The organism is Niastella sp. OAS944 (genome assembly GCA_024809215.1).
Lineage (GTDB): Bacteria > Bacteroidota > Bacteroidia > Chitinophagales > Chitinophagaceae > Niastella.
Genome location: JANUBW010000014.1, coordinates 20,337 through 37,637, shown reverse-complemented (window position 1 = coordinate 37,637; position 17,301 = coordinate 20,337). Strand labels below are relative to the sequence as shown.

Here is a 17,301-nt window from a genome sequence, read left to right as displayed (position 1 = left end):
TCCTTGCTGTGTCAATTTGTTACCGGTTTCCGGTTCCCTGTTCCCGGGGCCTGGTAACTGGCAACCCGGTAACCGGATCAATCCTTCCACAGAAAAGGGAAAAGTATGACAGCCAATGCTATAACCAATACATCCAGCGCCACCAGTAACAAAATAATTTGCACCAGGCCAGCCTGAATTACATCGGCAAAAGCGGTGTTCGACATTTTCATCAGCAGTAATACCTGCGGGATAATTAAAGGAAAGCCTAAAATTGCCATTAGGGCGGCGCCCTGACGGGCACGGGCGGCAATGGCTGCCAGAAAGCTGAATACCAGGCTTAAACTACAGCCACCCAGGCAAACAAAACCAATGAACCGAACAGGGTTATGCAATGGATTGCCCAATAGTAACTGAAACAGTAACAGGCTAACGATGCTCATGATGATCATTAAGCCGGCATTGAAAAGTAATTTGGAAAGAATAAAATCTCGTGCACCGGCTACTGTATAGAAATATAACATGCGGCCCTGGCTTTCCTGTAGAAAACTTTTGGCAACTGCATTTACACAAATGAATAATTGGATCATCCAAAACAGGCCATTCCATACTTTTTCTTCTGGCTGGCCCATGGCTAAGTATAACACGAATATGGTAGACGCTACATACAATACAATTCCGTAGAAGGTGTATTGTTGTCTGATCTCGAGCAACAGGTCTTTTTTTATCAGCGCCAGTATGTGGTTCATATTAAAGTCACTTCTTTGTATTTAACTCGTCAACTTGTTAACTCGTTAACCTGTTAACCTTTCTCATAATAACACTTCCTGCATCTTGGTTCGTACAGATCTTTTTCACCAAGCAGGAATTGTGCATTGTTATTCTGCTTTTTGCGATACGAATAATTGGCAATATTGCCGCATTTTACGCAAATGGCGTGTAGCTTTGTAATGTAATCGGCTTTAGCCAGCAGAAAAGGAATTTGTCCAAAAGGTTTTCCGGTAAAATCCATATCCAATCCGGCTACTATTACACGTATACCCTTTAATGCCAGTTGATCGCAAACATCGGGCAACTGATCATCGAAGAACTGGGCTTCGTCAATGCCTATCACATCGGCATCGCCGTGCAATAATAAAATAGTTTGAGAGTTATCTATAGGAGAACTCAAAATGGCATTAGTATCGTGTGATACGATGTTTTGAGCATCATACCGCACATCCAGTTTTGGCTTAAAGATTTCTACCCGCAGGTTGGCGATCTTTGCCCGTTTTAGTCTCCGGATCAATTCTTCCGTTTTTCCGGAAAACATAGACCCGCAAATTACTTCAATACTGCCCCGGCGCTCACCCGATATATTAGGTTCTATAAACATGTTAACGGAAATAGGTACAATAATTGTTAACTTTATCAATTAACTCTAACCATAAAAAAGTACCCGCTTATTATGGAACGTTTAGCACAACTTATTGGCAAATTAAATGAACAATTTGCACAAAACGCCGATCCTTTTCAACTATTAGTCACTACCCAATTAATTGAAACAGAATTGGTACAGATGTCTACGTCCACACATCGAACTGTACACTCTTCAAAAGTGGCAGTTGTGATGCCTGCGGCTACGGCGGCTAATGGTCATAGCTATCATCCATCTCGTAATATAAAGGAAGAAACAGTTACCCAAACACCTCCAAAAATAGTAGCCAAACACGTTGTAGTGGAAGCTCCGCCGGTTGTGGTAGAAGAACCCCCGGTTGTGGTTGAGCCTGCGCCTGTTGTGATTGAAACAGTACCGGAAAAAGAGCCTGTTATGGCAACAGCTCCGGTAGCAGGAGTGAATGGTGTTAATGGAACTGTGGATAAAAATGGCAATGGCCATCATCATCCTGAAATTGAACAAGCCGATAATGGTTGGAAGATAGATCCACTGCGTGAAGTGCCTACGCTTGCTCATCAACAAGCTGTAAAAGAGCTGAACGAAGTGATGGCTTCCAAAGAAGCTTCCCTTAATGAAAAGTTAAAAGCTGAGGTGAAGGAAGTTGCACATGTTCTTAACGATGCGCCTGTACGCGATCTGCGTCGTGCCATTGGTATCAACGACCGGTTTGTGTTTATCAGCGAACTTTTCCGCAACGATGAAGTAATGTACGAACGCAGTATAAAAACCATCAACAGTTTTCGAATTCTTCCCGAAGCCCAGTACTGGATCGAACGTGAGCTGAAAGTAAAACTGGGTTGGGATGAAAATAAAGAAAGCACCCGCCATTTTTATCAACTGGTTAAAAGACGGTTCTCCTGAATGTACTGCATAACACTGTCTGTTGCTCCTTTATTATTATATACATAGTTACGGGCGGCCTCACAGCTTTTCTGCCAGGCGCTCGTATCTTCCATTAAGTCATTAAAGGTTTTTTCAAGCTCCAACGCTGTATCTACTACAAATGCGCCACCCTGTTGAACCAGTTCAACTGCTTCAACATATTTATCGTACACAGGGCCAAACACCACCGGTTTGCCATAAACCGCTGCCTCAAGCACATTATGTACGCCATCGTCGCCAAAACCGCCACCTACATATGTAATAGTGGCATACTTATACAGCTTCGATAACATACCTATATTATCAATGATAAGCACATTGGGCTTTACTTCGTTGTCGAGTTGACGGCCTCTTGAAACAGGACGAGGGGCATCGGGATTGGCGGGTAACCGCGAAAACCGTACAGTATGTTTGAATAACTTCTCTATCCCTTTTAAATGGTCTTCGTTTATTTCGTGTGGAGCAATAATGAATTTTATTTCAGGATGCGTATTGGCATAGTGGTCCAACTCTTCTTCATCTTCGGGCCAGGTGCTACCGGCCACAACTACCGGGCTATCGCCACAGAAATGAGTAATAGGGTCAATGGGTTTAAATTGTTCGGCTATTTGCACCACCCGGTCGAACCGGGTATCACCGCTGATGCTTACGTTATTCGTAAACCTAATGGAACCCAGTAGTTCTTTTGAAGTTGGTGTTTGAACAAACAGGTGGTTAAAACTTTCCAGCATATACCAGTGCAGGCGGCCATACCATTTAAAAAAGGGCTGATCTTTCCTGAAAATACCCGAAACCAGCAACAGTGGGATATGTTTTTTCTTCAATTCGGTTAAATAATAGAACCAGTACTCGTATTTTATCCAAATCACCAGGTCGGGCTTAACAATGCTGATGAATTTACGGGCGTTGGCTTTTGAGTCAAGAGGCAGGTACATCACATAATCGGCCCCCGAACTGTTTTTTCTAACTTCATAACCGCTTGGGGAGAAGAAGGTAAGCAGCACTTTTATATTTGGGTATTGTTGCCTGATGGCCTCCATTACCGGCCTGCCCTGCTCAAATTCACCGAGGGATGAACAGTGCATCCATACGAGTTTCCAGTTCCCGGTTCCCGGTTCCCGGCTGATTTCTTCAGTTTGCGGTTCTTCGGCTGCGGGTGTGGCGTCTCCAATTTTAGGCTTTCTTACAACGCGCTTTGTATCTGGCTTTTTGTCTTCGCCATTGGGCGTTGGACGTTCAGCGTTCAGCGTTTTCTGCAGCTTCTCCCAGATATTTTTCCTGCCATTGCGCCATGCACGGGCCTTGGGGTTCCAGAGGGATGTAATACGGATACCTAATGAATATAAAAACAAAAAAATATTATAAATAAACAGGTGCACGGTAATAATTTGAATTCAAAAAAAACAAATGTCGTTTTTATACGAGAATTGTCAAAAGCGCAAATTAGCGGTTTAAAATATGTTTTATTGTGTGGTTTTAGAACCTTTTTTACTTCTACGCCCTTGCCGTATCATAAAGTGCAATTGTAAGGCCCCGGTTTTACAGCCCAATTTCCTTGAATATGTTGGTTGGCTGTAATCTGCTTGCTTACACCATTTTTTTGCTGTACGTTTGTGCCCGTTTTGAATAAAAAAATTAGGTATGCAGCCCATACAAATGGTTGATTTAAAGCAGCAATACGCGAAAATTAAAACTGAAGTTGATTCTGCTATTCAGGAGGTTATAAACAGTACGGCTTTTATTCATGGTAAAGCCGTGCAGGACTTTGCTGCCGGGCTGAGCAAATACCTGGGTGTTAAGCACGTAATTCCCTGTGCAAATGGTACCGATGCCCTGCAGATCGCTTTAATGGCATTGGACCTGCAGCCGGGCGATGAGGTGATCACACCTTCTTTCACCTTTATTGCAACTACAGAGGTAATTGCCTTATTGCGTTTGACCCCTGTGTTTGTAGAAGTTGATCCCAAAACATTCTGCATCGATCCTGCCGCTATTGAAAAGGCCATTACGCCTAAAACAAAAGCAATTATCCCTGTACACCTGTACGGCCAGGCTGCCAATATGGAAGCTATTATGGAAGTAGCCAACAGGTATAATATACCTGTTATTGAGGATAATGCACAGGCCATTGGTGGTGATATTCAATTAAGCAATGGCACTGTAAAGAAAACAGGCACCCTGGGTACCATTGGTACCACTTCTTTCTTCCCCTCAAAAAACCTGGGTTGCTTTGGTGATGGCGGCGCTATCTTTACCAATGATGATACGTTGGCAGAGGCATTGAAAATGGTTGCCAACCATGGCCAGGCAAAAAGATATTATCATGACCGCGTTGGCTGTAACAGCCGGCTCGATTCTGTTCAAGCTGCCGTTCTGAATGTAAAACTGCCTCATTTGGATGAATATATAGCCGCACGTCGGAGTGCAGCCGATTTTTATGACAAGGCTTTTGCCGGAAATGCAAAGATCACTGTTCCATACAGAGCCTCTTACTGTAACCATGTATTTCATCAATACACGCTATTGCTTGAAGGGGTTGACCGCGACGCCCTGAACCAGTTTCTTGCTGGTCATGGCATTCCTTCTATGATCTATTATCCGGTTCCGGCCCATCGCCAGAAAATGTTTGACGCTTTTGGCGGTGCAAAATTTGAGTTGAAAATTACTGACTGGCTTACCGAACGTGTATTATCCCTGCCTATGCATACCGAACTGAGTAATGAACAACTCCAGTTTATTACCAGCAAAGTATTGGAGTTTATTAATAAATCATAACCTTATTATAATAAGGCACTATAAAACATCCCAAAAATGAAAATCGCAGTAGTAGGTACTGGCTACGTTGGTTTGGTAACAGGAACCTGTTTTGCTGAAACAGGTAATGATGTTACCTGCGTAGACATCGATAAAAAGAAAGTGGAAAAACTTTCTTCCGGTCAGATCACTATTTATGAGCCCGGACTGGAAAAATTATTTCTTCGGAATGTTAAAGAAGAGCGTTTACATTTCACTACCAGTTTAAATGAAGGTATAAAAGATGCCGAGATCATTTTCCTGGCATTGCCCACTCCTCCTGGTGAAGACGGTAGTGCAGATCTGAAATATATCCTGGGTGTAGCCAAAGACCTGGGCGAGTTGATGACCGATTATAAAGTGATTGTTGATAAAAGCACCGTACCTGTAGGTACTGCTGAAAAAGTATATGCTGCCATTGCGAAAACCTATGTAGGTGATTTTGATGTGGTTTCGAACCCCGAATTCTTACGTGAAGGTGTAGCGGTGGAAGATTTCATGAAACCCGATCGCGTAGTGATTGGCGCTTCTTCTGAAAGAGCCCGCAAAGTGATGGGTGAATTATATGCACCATTTGTTCGTTCGGGTAACCCTGTTATTTACATGGATGTTCGCTCTGCCGAACTTACCAAATATGCCGCCAACTCCTTCCTGGCTACCAAAATATCCTTTATGAATGAAGTTGCCCAGTTGTGCGAACGCCTGGGTGCCGACGTTGATATGGTGCGCAGGGGTATTGGTAGCGACGAACGTATTGGCAAACGTTTCCTGTTCCCTGGCATCGGCTATGGCGGAAGCTGTTTCCCTAAAGACGTTCAGGCCCTTGTTAAATCATCAACTGAAGTAGGTTACGATTTCCAGATCCTGAATGCAGTTATGGATGTGAATGAGAAACAAAAGCTGCACCTGCTTCCCAAGATCAAAAAGTATTTCAAAGGCGATCTGAAAGGCAAACGCTTTGCATTATGGGGTTTGGCGTTCAAACCAAATACCGATGACATTCGCGAAGCGCCGGCATTATATATTATCGATGCATTGTTGAATGAAGGTGCAACTGTTTGCGCGTATGATCCTGAAGCGGTGAATAATGTACGTGCATTATTAGGCGATAAAATTCAATTCGCCGAAAACCAGTACGATTGTCTGGAAGGTGCCGATGCGCTGATCATTGCCACCGAGTGGAATGAGTTTCGCACACCGAACTTCCTGAAGATCGTAACTGCGCTTAAGAACAAAGTCATCTTCGACGGACGTAACCTGTTTGAAGCAGATGCTATTAAAGAATTAGGATTTTATTACGAAAGTGTGGGCCGGGCTATTGCTGATCCTGCTGTTAAACATAAATAACCCTTTTTCCCATGTCAAAGAAAAGAGTACTCATTACCGGAGCAGCCGGTTTCTTAGGTTCACACTTATGCGACCGCTTTATTAAAGAGGGTTTCCATGTAGTTGGTATGGATAACCTCATTACCGGTGACCTGCGCAATATTGAACATTTATTCAAGAAGGAAGAGTTTGAATTTTATCATCACGATGTATCAAAATTCATTCATGTTCCTGGTGAGCTTCATTATATTTTACACTTTGCTTCTCCTGCAAGCCCCATCGACTATTTGAAAATACCTATTCAAACATTGAAGGTAGGTTCGCTGGGTACCCACAACTGTTTGGGTCTTGCAAAAGCAAAAAATGCACGTATTCTTGTAGCCTCCACTTCCGAGATCTACGGCGATCCAATGGTTCACCCGCAAAACGAAGAATACTGGGGTAATGTTAACCCGGTTGGTCCTCGTGGTGTGTATGATGAAGCCAAACGTTTTCAGGAAGCAATGACCATGGCTTACCATACGTTCCATGGCGTTGAAACCCGCATTGTTCGCATCTTCAATACGTACGGTCCGCGTATGCGATTGAACGACGGCCGCGCCCTGCCTGCATTTATTGGTCAGGCATTGCGTGGCGAAGACCTTACCGTTTTTGGTGATGGTTCGCAAACCAGAAGCTTTTGTTATGTTGATGATCTTATTGAAGGTATCTATCGTTTACTGATGAGCGATTGTGCTCAACCGGTAAACGTAGGTAACCCCGATGAAATATCGTTGAAGGATTTTGCCGAAGAGATCATCGCTCTTACAGGCACAACACAAAAGATCGTATATAAACCATTGCCGGTTGATGATCCCAAGCAACGGCAACCAGATATTACACGGGCAAAAGAGATACTTGGGTGGTCGCCCAAAGTAAGCCGTAAAGACGGTTTGAAAGTGACCTACGAATATTTCAAGGCATTGCCAAAAGAAGAGTGGTTTAAACAGCCCAAGGAATTTGCGACTAAAAAATAATCGAAATCGCCAGACGTTTTACGCTATGACCAGCGTATGCGTCTGGCATTTTGCTGTTAGCATTAACATAACCTTCTATGAGTAAACATTCAAAGACGATCATGGTTACCGGTGGGGCCGGTTTTATTGGCTCACACGTGGTGCGGTTGTTTGTAAATAAATATCCCGATTACCTGATCGTTAACGCCGATGCATTGACCTATGCAGGTAACCTCGAGAATCTGAAAGATGTAGAGCAGGCGTCTAATTACCGGTTCGAAAGAGCCGATATTACCAGTGAAGCAGCCATTGAAGCACTGTTTGAGCAATATGCATTTGATGCGGTAATTCACCTGGCCGCAGAAAGCCATGTAGACAGGTCGATCATCGATCCGCTGGCTTTTGTAAAAACAAACGTGCTGGGTACGGCTAACCTGTTGAACATAGCCCGTAAATTTTGGGCCAAGTCGGAAACCAAAATGGAAGGGAAACGCTTCATGCACGTATCAACCGATGAGGTATACGGCTCCCTGGGCGAAGAAGGATTCTTCACAGAAGAAACTGCTTACGATCCCCGCTCACCATACTCCGCTTCCAAAGCATCATCAGACCATTTTGTAATGGCCTGGTACCATACCTATAAGTTACCAGTGGTTATGAGCAACTGTAGCAACAACTATGGTTCATATCATTTCCCTGAGAAACTGATCCCATTAATGATCAACAATATCGTAAATAATAAGTCGCTCCCCGTATATGGTAAAGGCGATAATGTACGCGACTGGTTATTTGTTGAAGATCATGCCCGTGCTATCGACACCATCTTTCATAAAGGAAAGACCGGCGAAAAGTATAATGTAGGTGGCTTTAATGAATGGAAAAATATCGACCTGGTGCATTTGTTATGTAAAATAATGGATAGCAAACTGGGCCGGGCCGAAGGAACTTCTGCCAAACTTATTACCTATGTTACTGACCGCCCTGGTCACGACATGCGGTATGCCATCGATGCCACTAAATTGAATAAAGAACTGGGCTGGACTCCCTCTCTTCAGTTTGAAGAAGGCCTGGAGAAAACAGTTGACTGGTATCTGAATAATGAAGACTGGATAAAGCATGTAACTTCTGGCGACTACCAGCATTACTATCAGGAGCAATACGCTAAACGCTAATTAGCTAATGTGCTAATGTGATAGTTGAAGGTCACTGTTAATGTAAAACTTTAAATCTTAAGTATCTAATGCCTTTTTTAGAAACAGGAATTCCTGATCTGTTGGTATTTGAACCAGTGGTGTTCGACGATAGTCGTGGATTTTTTTACGAAGCTTATAACGAGAAAATATTTGGCGGCGCAGGTATCATATGCCAATTTGTACAGGATAATCAATCCCGCTCAACATATGGCGTGGTAAGAGGCCTTCATTACCAGGTGGCGCCCTTTGCCCAGGCAAAACTGGTGCGTGCGCTGGTAGGTACTATACTCGATGTGGCCGTTGATATAAGAAAAGGCTCACCTACATTTGGTAAAGTATTCTCAATTGAATTATCGGCTGCCAATAAAAAGCAATTATTTATACCGGCAGGTTTTGCACACGGCTTCTCTGTGCTGAGCGAAGTGGCCGAAGTAATGTATAAATGCGATCAGTTCTATAGCAAAGCCAGCGAACATGGCATTATATACAACGATCCCACGTTGAATATCGACTGGAAGGTGCCGATGGACAAAGCCATTGTATCGGAAAAAGACCTGGTATTGCCTCAAATAGCTAATTGTGTAAACCCATTTGAATACAAAGGATAATAATAAAGTATGTCGCAACCAGTTGTTATAGTGACCGGCGCCAATGGACAGGTAGGACAGGAGTTACGTGTGTTGGCGGCATCATATCCGTCATTTGAGTTTATTTTTACTTCGCATGATACCATGCCGGTGAACGATGAAGCTGCGGTGCAGAAAATGTTTGCAGCCCACCGGCCGGCATATTGTATAAATTGTGCCGCATATACGGCTGTTGATAAAGCTGAGTCGGAGCAGGATATTGCCTACCAGGTAAATGCAGAAGGCACCCGCATACTTGCAGCTGCCTGTAAAGCCAATAATACCCGGTTTATTCATATTTCAACTGATTATGTTTTCAACGGTCAGTCGCCAGTGCCATATACTGAAGATGCGGCTACAGACCCGGTAAATACTTATGGCGCTTCCAAATTAAAAGGGGAGCAGCTGTGCCTGCAGTATGATCCGCAAGCTATAATCATTAGAACGGCCTGGGTATATTCTTCATTTGGTAAGAACTTTGTGAAAACCATGATGAAGCTGATGCAGGACCGACCGGCCATCAATGTAGTAAGCGACCAGGTTGGTGCGCCTACCTATGCAGCCGATCTGGCAAAATGTATGATGCATATAGTGGTAGAAAATGAGTTTTCTTCAGGTGGCAGTTGGGTGCCAGGTATATATCACTACAGCAACCAGGGCCGCATAAGCTGGCACCAGTTTGCGGTAGAAATAAAAGAGTTGACCGGCAGTAGCTGCACGGTGAACCCAATTCCAACAGAACAATATCCCACACCCGCAAAACGCCCTTCATTTTCATTACTCGATACCAATAAGATAAGAACTACTTTTAATTGTACCATTCCTGATTGGAAAGAGTCTTTGGTGCAATGTATTAAACTGCTTTCTTAGCGTAAAACGGTAAACGGCAAACGGCGTGAAACGTGAAACGGCAAACGTGAAAGTCCTATGCTCGTGATTAATAAGTAACAGCAAGCTAATAATCCGGTAATCGGTCCCGATAGAAATCGGGAGCAATCGGCTATCGATTTTTTGGCGCCGCAAATTAATTATTAATCTCAAAGCCCGCGAACCCTTTCACGTTTCACGTTTGCCGTTTCACGATTCGCGAGGCCACTCACCACTCACCACTTCCCATTCTAATCACCACCTCCTACAATTCAATACATCAATTCCGCATTCCATGTTGAAGGCTCTATAACGCCTGCCGTCAGCAGCTACATTTGCTCTCATTATAAAATTATAGTTGACCCATGAGACAAATATGTACACTGCTGTTTTTGTTATTAAGTGTATTGGTTAATGCACAAACCACGCCTACGGTGCCGGCCAGTAACATCCGTTTCACTTCCATCGATGGCGGCAGCTTTTCTTTAGCTTTCGATATAGGCAACGGAACAAATCGCCTTATTGTAGTAAAGGAAGGAAGCGCAGTTACCGGTTTGCCGGTAGATGGCAAGGATTATACTACCAGTTCAAATTTCGGTACGGCAGGCACTGAGTTTACTAACCCCGGCGAATATGTGATACAGAAGAACAACTGGAATTCTGCAACGGTAAGTAAATTAAAAGCCGGCACAACCTACCATGTAGCCGTGTTTGAGTACAATGGCACTGGTACCAATACAAAATACCTGGCAATTCCGCTATCAGGCAGTCAGGCTACTGTTATAGCGCCCGACGTTCAAACCAGTATGGGTGTTTTCACTGAAATAATAGGTAATTCGGTGAAGCTTAGCTGGAAGAATGGTAACGGCGCCGGCCGGTTGATATTTGCCCGTAAAGCGGCGGCGGTTAATGCAGAGCCCGAGGACCTGAAGTTTTACCAGCCATATAACAACGGTGAGTTTGGAACAAGCACTGCCATAAATGGCGACAATTATACAGTATACAAAAGCACTGGTTCAAGCGTAACCGTGTATAAACTGGAGCCCAATACTACTTATCATTTTGCATCATTTGAGTACAATGGGAATACCACCCCCGTATATTTAAAACCGGCCGCCACCTGGAATGTAACTACCAATACCGGCCCCACAAAACCAACGCAAACGTTACTTTTCGGAAGCATCGAAGGCAACCGGCTTACCACCAATTCATCTATAGGTAATGGAAGCAGAAGAATACTTATAGCCCGTAAAGGCGCACCGGTTACCGCTTTACCTGTAAACGGCACGGTATATACGCCCAGCGCGGCATTCGGTTCCGGTACTGAAATTAAACCCGGTGAATTTGTGGTAGGCAGTAGCGGCGCCAGCAGTTTTACAGTTACCAACCTGGAGCCGTCAACTGTTTATTACTTCCGCATAATTGAGTATGATATTACCAGCGATAATGTTCCCTATTACTTAAATACACCGGTTGATGCCAGCAGAATCACAGCTGTTGCACCCACTACAATAGCCACTAACCTGGTAGTGAAGAACATTACCGGTTCTACCGCTTCGGTAAGTTATACAAATGGCGGTGGCAATTATCATATGGCAATAATAAAAGAGGGAAGTGCTGTTGACGCCATTCCACAAGACCTCGTTTTGTACCCGGGAAATTCAAACTTCGGTCAGGGAACTGAGTTAACACCTGGTAACTATTCAGTTGCGGGACAAATGAATGGCTCTGGATTTTCGCTGGCTTCACTTAAAGCCGGTAAAACATATCACATTGCAATATTCGACTATAACGGTACCAACTATCCTGTTTATAATAAAACAGGGGCCGTTACCAGCTTCTCTGTTCCGCTTGAACCTACAGCGGCGTCTACTACCTTCTCGCAACAATCGAGAGATGGCGATCGCATGCGGATCTTATGGACAAGTGGCAATGGCGGCAAAAGAATTGTGGTAGCACGTAAAGACCAGGCAGTTACTTACAAGCCGCTTGATGGCAGCAACCATACCGGTAATTCAGTTTTTGGTACGGGTACCGAAGTGGCCCCGGGAGAGTTTGTTGTATACGATGGAACTGGTAATTATTTTGATTTAACAGGTTTGGATAAAGCCGCTACTTACCATTTTGCGGTGTACGAGTACAATACTTCCGATGCCGGTGTAAATGACTATTTAACTACTGCTTACTTAACTGGTAGCGCGGCTACCAATCCCTGGCCAACTGTACAAACAAGCGGGTTAAATGCAACGGCCATTCAGGGAGCGCAGGCAACGATCTCTTATGTGGCTGGCAATGGCAGCACCCGCATCTTCTTTATGAGGGCCAATGCGCCGGTAAATGCGCAGCCACAGGATGTATCGGTATATGCAGGTCACAATACGGCTTTTGGTTCTGCCCAGGTAGGTAGCAGCGATAACTATTTTGTATTTAAATCAAACGCGGCCAACGGAAACTTTACGGTAACCAACCTGGCGCCTAATACAACCTACTATCTATCTGCGTGGGAGTACAATGGTTCTGCAGCGCCTACCTACCTGGTGCCTGGTAGTACTTACAGCTTTACCACCACCGATTTGCCTGGCGCCACTACACCAACAGTTGCAGCTTCTGCACCGATCATTTCGGGAGTAGACGGCAATAAGTTAACTTTTAAATGGACGAATGGAAACGGCATCGGCCGCATAGTTGTAATGCGGGCAAATAATGCGGTAGCCTTTACACCGGCCAATGCTACAAATTATACCGCCAACAGCGCATTTGGCAGCGGTACCAACCTGGGTAGCGATCAGTATGTGGTGTTTAATGGAACGGGTAATACCGTATCGGTTACCAACCTGTTGCCGTCCACTACATATCACCTTACTGTTTTTGAATACAATGGTACTGGTTCGTTACAACGTTATCTTACCAGTAGCGTATTAGCCACAACGGGTGCAACCTCAGCAGCGCCAACTGTTGCTGCAAGCAGTGCAGTGGCTTCCACTTCTGCCACCAGCATGACGCTTAACTGGATCAATGGTAATGGCGAGGGCCGCCTGGTAGTTGTAAAGAAAGGAAGTAATGTGCTGGCTTCGCCTGCCGACCTGGGTGTTTATCCTGCCAATGCAGTATTTAAGAGCGGATCGCAGATTGCGCTCGATGAGTATGTGGTATTTGCAGGCACCGGAAGCAATGTTACCGTAACCGGTTTAAATGCAGGTAATGTATATTACTACAAAGTATTTGAATACAATGGTACTACCGCACCCGTGTATAATACCAGTGCTGTATTAAGTGGCAGCGTAGTTACCGGAACATTGCCTGTTACCTGGTTATACTTTAATGCCACTCAAAAGAGTGATAAGGTGGCGCTTACCTGGGGAACTTCGGCAGAAATGAACAGCGCTTACTTTATTGTTGAAAGAAGCGCAAATGGAATTGACTTTAAAGAAGCAGGCCGGGTTGCAGCAAGTAACAATAGTGTTGTTGATCAGCATTACAGTTTCAATGATGCAGTTACTGCCGATCAGAAATTATATTATCGCCTGAAACAAACAGATAAAGACGGTACATACAACTATTCGAAAATTGTAACCGTACAAACTGTTGATCAGGGAACAGCACGCATACAGCCTAATCCGGTTCAGCAAAGCTTCCGCGTTCAGTTGCCCGATAATACACAAAATGCGTTGCTGGCAATTTATAATGCAGCCGGTATTATTGTGCATAAACAAAACATCAATCACATGCAGCAGATAAATGTGCAACAGCTTGCTGCCGGAGTATATTACTTAAACATACAGCAGGCTGGCAAAAAATATAGTTTAAAGATGGTAAAACAATAGTCAGTTACATGAGATAATAAGTCATACATACACAAGTAAACACGGGGCCATTTTTATGGCCCTGTTTGTTTTTGGTGAATCGTCAATGGTGAATGGTGAATAATCCGCGATCGGCGAATTGACCATTGACCATTCCCCATTGACCAATAAAAAGTCCCCCATACAGGGGGACCTGGTTTCCGTACTGAGGATATTACTTATTTGATGGCCGTAATGGCTGTGCCGCCATGTTTGCTTTCTGTTTTTACAATGCCGAATCCCGGTGCAAACCATTCTGTTCCTTCAATGTTGAATGGCATTCCAATGCCCATCGTTTTTATTGTGATCTTGCTTTTATACGTGATCTTGAAACATTCCCAGGTTCCCGCAGTTGTTGTAACACTTTCTTTACCGGCCACAGTGCGATCGCTGGTAACCATATTTACGTTCTGTTTCATGCCAGAGTTGTCTATGTTCATATCTAAAGTGGCATCTTTTAATTTATCGCCCACTTTCATATCGTTCGGGTATTCTATATAGATCTTTTCTGCCTTCACATCGGCTTTGGCAAACTGCTCCTGTTGCGCTTGCGGTAGTTGCATGGTCATATCAACCATCATAACACCGCCAGTGCAGGCAATTTCGCTATGGCCTTTGGCTATAGATTTTCCTTTTTCACTGAACATTTCTGAATTAACGGTAGCTGTGGTGTTGCCGCCATTCTTGGTAACATTTGAAACTGTATACACCTGCTTGCCATTGGGATTGCCTTTTTTATTGTAGATGGTCATTTCAATGGTCTTGTTCTGTTGCAGGAAGTAGTAACCATTGCAGTCCTGGCCAAAGCTGGCATTGGTAACCAGGCCGAATAAACCGGCTATCAGGTAGGTTGTTCGCATAAACAATTTTTTGGTGTGTTACAGGATAGGGCAAAGTAACAACCAAAATAAGTATAGCGATATACCCTTTTCGTGGTAAAAATGAATTGATGAAACCCTTTACTATAGTGGGTTTTGGGTAGAACTAAATGCTTAAATGATTTAGTTTATTTCTTAAAAGTAGAGTCTCCCTGGCGGTTCCTACGGAATGGTGTCATTCTGTTTACGATCTCTTTAATGACCGTATCGAATTTTTGTAATTGATCGGGCCGACAAATAGCGCGTACGTTTTTGAAATGACGGAATGTAGCGATGTCGAGTTTCTTTTGCAGATCGGCTATTTCATTGCTGCGGGCAACGAGTATGGAATCTGTTGTTTCAGCCTGGTTCAACAGGTCGAAGAATCTTTTTTTAGCATTGCGAATAGAATCCATCACTGGCTTTTGAACAACCATCATAGAGTCTCGCAACTTCCAGTAAGCGGCTTCCTGGGTAGCATCGAACTTCATTTGATCAACCATGAATTGTCCCATTCTTTTTTCCCGGTTGCCACCATCGCGGCCCGGGCCACCTTCATGGTCGGGTTTTTTAAACCAGTAAATGGAAAGAGTGGCTATATTGGTCAACAGTAAGATCGCTACAAGTATCAACAGCCATTTTTGACGGGGAGGTCTATTCATGGTTCCAGGGAATTTTCATTATATACGGGGTAAATACCTGCCGGGTATTCGGCAGCTACTAACTGACCTGATTCTGTATTAGTATTTGAATGAGTGCTTTGCTCCCACATTTTTACTACGGTGGTGGCGTTTGCAATTAAGATAATTGCGGCAATCGTTAAAGCCAGCACGGGCCTGGTAAGCCAGCGGCCGAGTGGGCCGCCCTGGTCAAACTCCTGCTCCATTCTGCCCTTCAACCGGGTATACATAAAGTCAGGCGCTTTGGCCCGCTGTATACCCTCCAGGCTACTCAGCACCGAATCTATCCGGGAGTCGTTATTTGAATCGATTGACATATATCTAATTTACGATGTAAACTTATACATTTGACGCTAATAATTCGCAATTCCTTCGAACGCCTTACTTGTCTTGTGAATTATTCTGTTGATAATATTTTTCCAGCAGCTTACGCAGGTTCTGCCGGGCCCTGAATAACAGCGACTCCACCGCCGACACCGATAACTGCATAACGTCGGCAATTTCCTGGTAACTAAGTTCCTCCGTTTTGTGTAAAGTAAATGCTACCTTCTGATTTTCAGGTAATTGAGCAATCATTTGGAACAATAATGCGGCTTGTTCCTTTCTGTCGAGCGCCACTCCGGGGTGTTGAAAATCAACGGGTTCATGCACCAGCTCATCATTGGCGCCGAAAAGGCTGGTAATGAAGGCAAAGCGTTTTTTTCGTTTCCGGCTGCGAATATGGTCGAGTGCCTTGGTGGTGGTAATGCGGTAGATCCAGGTAGAAAGGCGGGCGTCGCCTTTGAACTGGTCAATGGACCGATATACCTGAATAAATACTTCCTGGGCAACGTCTTCAGCATCCTCACTGTTTTGAACGATACCCAGTGCCGTATTGAATACCAGGTCTTGATAGTTCGTTACCAATGATTTGAATGCCTGTTCGTCTCCTTCCCGGAGTTTTTGTATCAGATCCAGTTCGTTCAAAAAGACGGCCGTTTAATGTTTGAATTTGAGGCTACAACTTACGAAATCATTCGATATGTATATATAAAAGGAGACAGACCGGTGAAATGTGTAGATGAGGCTTCCATTTGTTGGCCGGAACGGTCTGTAACTACTCTGTGGGACGTAAGAAGTATGTTTTTATTTACATTAATTTTTCATTGATTCTCCATTCATCTTCCATTCATCCTCCATTATATAATGGAAGATAAATGGAGAATGGATGGAATTATGATATAGGTATAAAGGAGGTGAAGTAAGAAATAAGGCGTAGGAGGTAGGAAGAAACAGGTTGGTTTATATTACCAATGGCGCCTGCATGCTGGGCTGCTGCCAGAAATATAGGGAGGGAGCTAGATTGGCTAAGCCGATCCAATGCCGCTTTGTATTACCCAAAGGCCCTTCGCCCGCTTCGCGGTCGGGGTCTTTTTATTTGTCCGCTTTGCCGAGCGAGCTCGGCACGCTGGTAAATAGCGGAGAACTGGATTGGCTACGCCGATCCAGAAGCGCTTGATATTACCCAAAGGCCCTTCGCCCGCTTCGCGGTCGAGGCCATTTTGTCTGCGTCGTTGGGCGACTTCGGCGAACTGTTAAATAGGGGAGACCTGGATTGGCTCGCCGATCCAGAAGCGCTTTATATTACCCAAAGGCCCTTCGCCCGCTTCGCGGTCGGGGTCTTTTTATTTGTCCGCTTTGCCGGGCGAGCTCGGCGAGGTGGTATGTAGGGAGACCTGGATTGGCTTCGCCGATCCAGAAGCGCTTTATATTACCCAAAGGCCCTTCGCCCGCTTCGCGGTCGGGGTCTTTTTATTTGTCCGCTTTGCCGGGCGAGCTCGGCA

15 protein-coding genes are annotated in these 17,301 nt (G+C 44.4%); 8 read left to right on the top strand and 7 right to left on the bottom strand.

From position 1 onward, the window contains the following. Window positions 1-77: 77 nt before the first annotated feature. Both GGD38_RS35495 and GGD38_RS35490 read right to left on the bottom strand, forming a co-directional pair. Window positions 78-728, bottom strand: coding sequence for a heme exporter protein CcmB (locus tag GGD38_RS35495; RefSeq protein ID WP_375303575.1), 651 nt, complete (start codon window positions 726-728; stop codon window positions 78-80). Between the two features lie 53 nt (window positions 729-781). Beyond that, entirely contained in the window at window positions 782-1,354 is a 573-nt protein-coding gene (locus tag GGD38_RS35490; RefSeq protein WP_375303574.1) for a thymidine kinase, read from the bottom strand. A gap of 72 nt (window positions 1,355-1,426) precedes the next feature. Between GGD38_RS35490 and GGD38_RS35485 the strand changes: the two genes are divergently transcribed. Then, the gene (locus tag GGD38_RS35485) at window positions 1,427-2,278 is read left to right on the top strand and encodes a hypothetical protein (protein ID WP_375303573.1); all 852 of its coding nucleotides are present in this window, start codon (window positions 1,427-1,429) and stop codon (window positions 2,276-2,278) included. Here the strand turns inward: GGD38_RS35485 and GGD38_RS35480 are convergent. Next, a complete protein-coding gene (locus tag GGD38_RS35480) occupies window positions 2,251-3,678 on the bottom strand; it encodes a 3-deoxy-D-manno-octulosonic acid transferase (protein ID WP_375303572.1) in 1,428 nt (475 codons plus the stop codon). The two genes, GGD38_RS35485 and GGD38_RS35480, sit on opposite strands and share 28 nt — an antisense overlap. Before the next feature lie 262 nt (window positions 3,679-3,940). Here GGD38_RS35480 and GGD38_RS35475 point away from each other — a divergent pair, with 262 nt between their 5' ends. The 7 genes from GGD38_RS35475 (at window position 3,941) to GGD38_RS35445 (ending at window position 13,923) form a co-directional block, all read left to right on the top strand. Beyond that, window positions 3,941-5,074, top strand: coding sequence for a DegT/DnrJ/EryC1/StrS family aminotransferase (locus GGD38_RS35475; RefSeq protein WP_375303571.1), 1,134 nt, complete (start codon window positions 3,941-3,943; stop codon window positions 5,072-5,074). 36 nt (window positions 5,075-5,110) lie between these two features. Next, the gene (locus GGD38_RS35470) at window positions 5,111-6,439 is read left to right on the top strand and encodes a UDP-glucose dehydrogenase family protein (protein WP_375303570.1); all 1,329 of its coding nucleotides are present in this window, start codon (window positions 5,111-5,113) and stop codon (window positions 6,437-6,439) included. An 11-nt stretch (window positions 6,440-6,450) separates the two neighbouring features. Then, the gene (locus tag GGD38_RS35465; RefSeq protein ID WP_375303569.1) at window positions 6,451-7,434 is read left to right on the top strand and encodes a UDP-glucuronic acid decarboxylase family protein; all 984 of its coding nucleotides are present in this window, start codon (window positions 6,451-6,453) and stop codon (window positions 7,432-7,434) included. Between the two features lie 77 nt (window positions 7,435-7,511). Beyond that, a complete protein-coding gene (rfbB, locus tag GGD38_RS35460) occupies window positions 7,512-8,585 on the top strand; it encodes a dTDP-glucose 4,6-dehydratase (protein WP_375303568.1) in 1,074 nt (357 codons plus the stop codon). Window positions 8,586-8,653: 68 nt separating this feature from the next. Beyond that, a complete protein-coding gene (gene rfbC / locus GGD38_RS35455) occupies window positions 8,654-9,214 on the top strand; it encodes a dTDP-4-dehydrorhamnose 3,5-epimerase (protein ID WP_375303567.1) in 561 nt (186 codons plus the stop codon). Between the two features lie 9 nt (window positions 9,215-9,223). Beyond that, window positions 9,224-10,102: a dTDP-4-dehydrorhamnose reductase gene (rfbD, locus tag GGD38_RS35450; RefSeq protein WP_375303566.1), complete on the top strand. Its 879-nt coding sequence runs from the start codon at window positions 9,224-9,226 to the stop codon at window positions 10,100-10,102. Window positions 10,103-10,464: 362 nt separating this feature from the next. Further along, window positions 10,465-13,923, top strand: coding sequence for a T9SS type A sorting domain-containing protein (locus GGD38_RS35445; protein ID WP_375303565.1), 3,459 nt, complete (start codon window positions 10,465-10,467; stop codon window positions 13,921-13,923). 197 nt (window positions 13,924-14,120) lie between these two features. Here GGD38_RS35445 and GGD38_RS35440 read toward each other — a convergent pair whose 3' ends face one another. The 4 genes from GGD38_RS35440 to GGD38_RS35425 all read right to left on the bottom strand — a co-directional run bounded on the left by GGD38_RS35440 (window position 14,121) and on the right by GGD38_RS35425 (window position 16,444). Next, a complete protein-coding gene (locus GGD38_RS35440; protein WP_375303564.1) occupies window positions 14,121-14,801 on the bottom strand; it encodes a hypothetical protein in 681 nt (226 codons plus the stop codon). 146 nt (window positions 14,802-14,947) lie between these two features. After that, complete coding sequence (locus GGD38_RS35435; RefSeq protein ID WP_375303563.1) at window positions 14,948-15,460, bottom strand: hypothetical protein; 513 nt, start codon at window positions 15,458-15,460, stop codon at window positions 14,948-14,950. Beyond that, on the bottom strand, window positions 15,457-15,795 hold the full coding sequence (locus GGD38_RS35430; RefSeq protein WP_375303562.1) for a hypothetical protein: 339 nt from the start codon (window positions 15,793-15,795) through the stop codon (window positions 15,457-15,459). The genes GGD38_RS35435 and GGD38_RS35430 overlap by 4 nt, the downstream gene beginning before the upstream one ends. Window positions 15,796-15,859: 64 nt before the next feature. Further along, window positions 15,860-16,444, bottom strand: a complete 585-nt coding sequence (locus GGD38_RS35425) for an RNA polymerase sigma factor (protein WP_375303561.1) — start codon at window positions 16,442-16,444, stop codon at window positions 15,860-15,862. Window positions 16,445-17,301 lie beyond the last annotated feature (857 nt).

Coding starts and splice junctions, on each gene's coding strand:
- GGD38_RS35430 (WP_375303562.1), bottom strand. CDS start 15,795: ATGTCAATCGATTCAAATAACGACTCCCGGATAGATTCGGTGCTGAGT.
- GGD38_RS35475 (WP_375303571.1), top strand. CDS start 3,941: ATGCAGCCCATACAAATGGTTGATTTAAAGCAGCAATACGCGAAAATT.
- rfbC (WP_375303567.1), top strand. CDS start 8,654: ATGCCTTTTTTAGAAACAGGAATTCCTGATCTGTTGGTATTTGAACCA.
- GGD38_RS35440 (WP_375303564.1), bottom strand. CDS start 14,801: ATGCGAACAACCTACCTGATAGCCGGTTTATTCGGCCTGGTTACCAAT.
- GGD38_RS35495 (WP_375303575.1), bottom strand. CDS start 728: ATGAACCACATACTGGCGCTGATAAAAAAAGACCTGTTGCTCGAGATC.
- rfbB (WP_375303568.1), top strand. CDS start 7,512: ATGAGTAAACATTCAAAGACGATCATGGTTACCGGTGGGGCCGGTTTT.
- GGD38_RS35465 (WP_375303569.1), top strand. CDS start 6,451: ATGTCAAAGAAAAGAGTACTCATTACCGGAGCAGCCGGTTTCTTAGGT.
- GGD38_RS35470 (WP_375303570.1), top strand. CDS start 5,111: ATGAAAATCGCAGTAGTAGGTACTGGCTACGTTGGTTTGGTAACAGGA.
- GGD38_RS35435 (WP_375303563.1), bottom strand. CDS start 15,460: ATGAATAGACCTCCCCGTCAAAAATGGCTGTTGATACTTGTAGCGATC.
- GGD38_RS35445 (WP_375303565.1), top strand. CDS start 10,465: ATGAGACAAATATGTACACTGCTGTTTTTGTTATTAAGTGTATTGGTT.
- GGD38_RS35490 (WP_375303574.1), bottom strand. CDS start 1,354: ATGTTTATAGAACCTAATATATCGGGTGAGCGCCGGGGCAGTATTGAA.
- rfbD (WP_375303566.1), top strand. CDS start 9,224: ATGTCGCAACCAGTTGTTATAGTGACCGGCGCCAATGGACAGGTAGGA.
- GGD38_RS35485 (WP_375303573.1), top strand. CDS start 1,427: ATGGAACGTTTAGCACAACTTATTGGCAAATTAAATGAACAATTTGCA.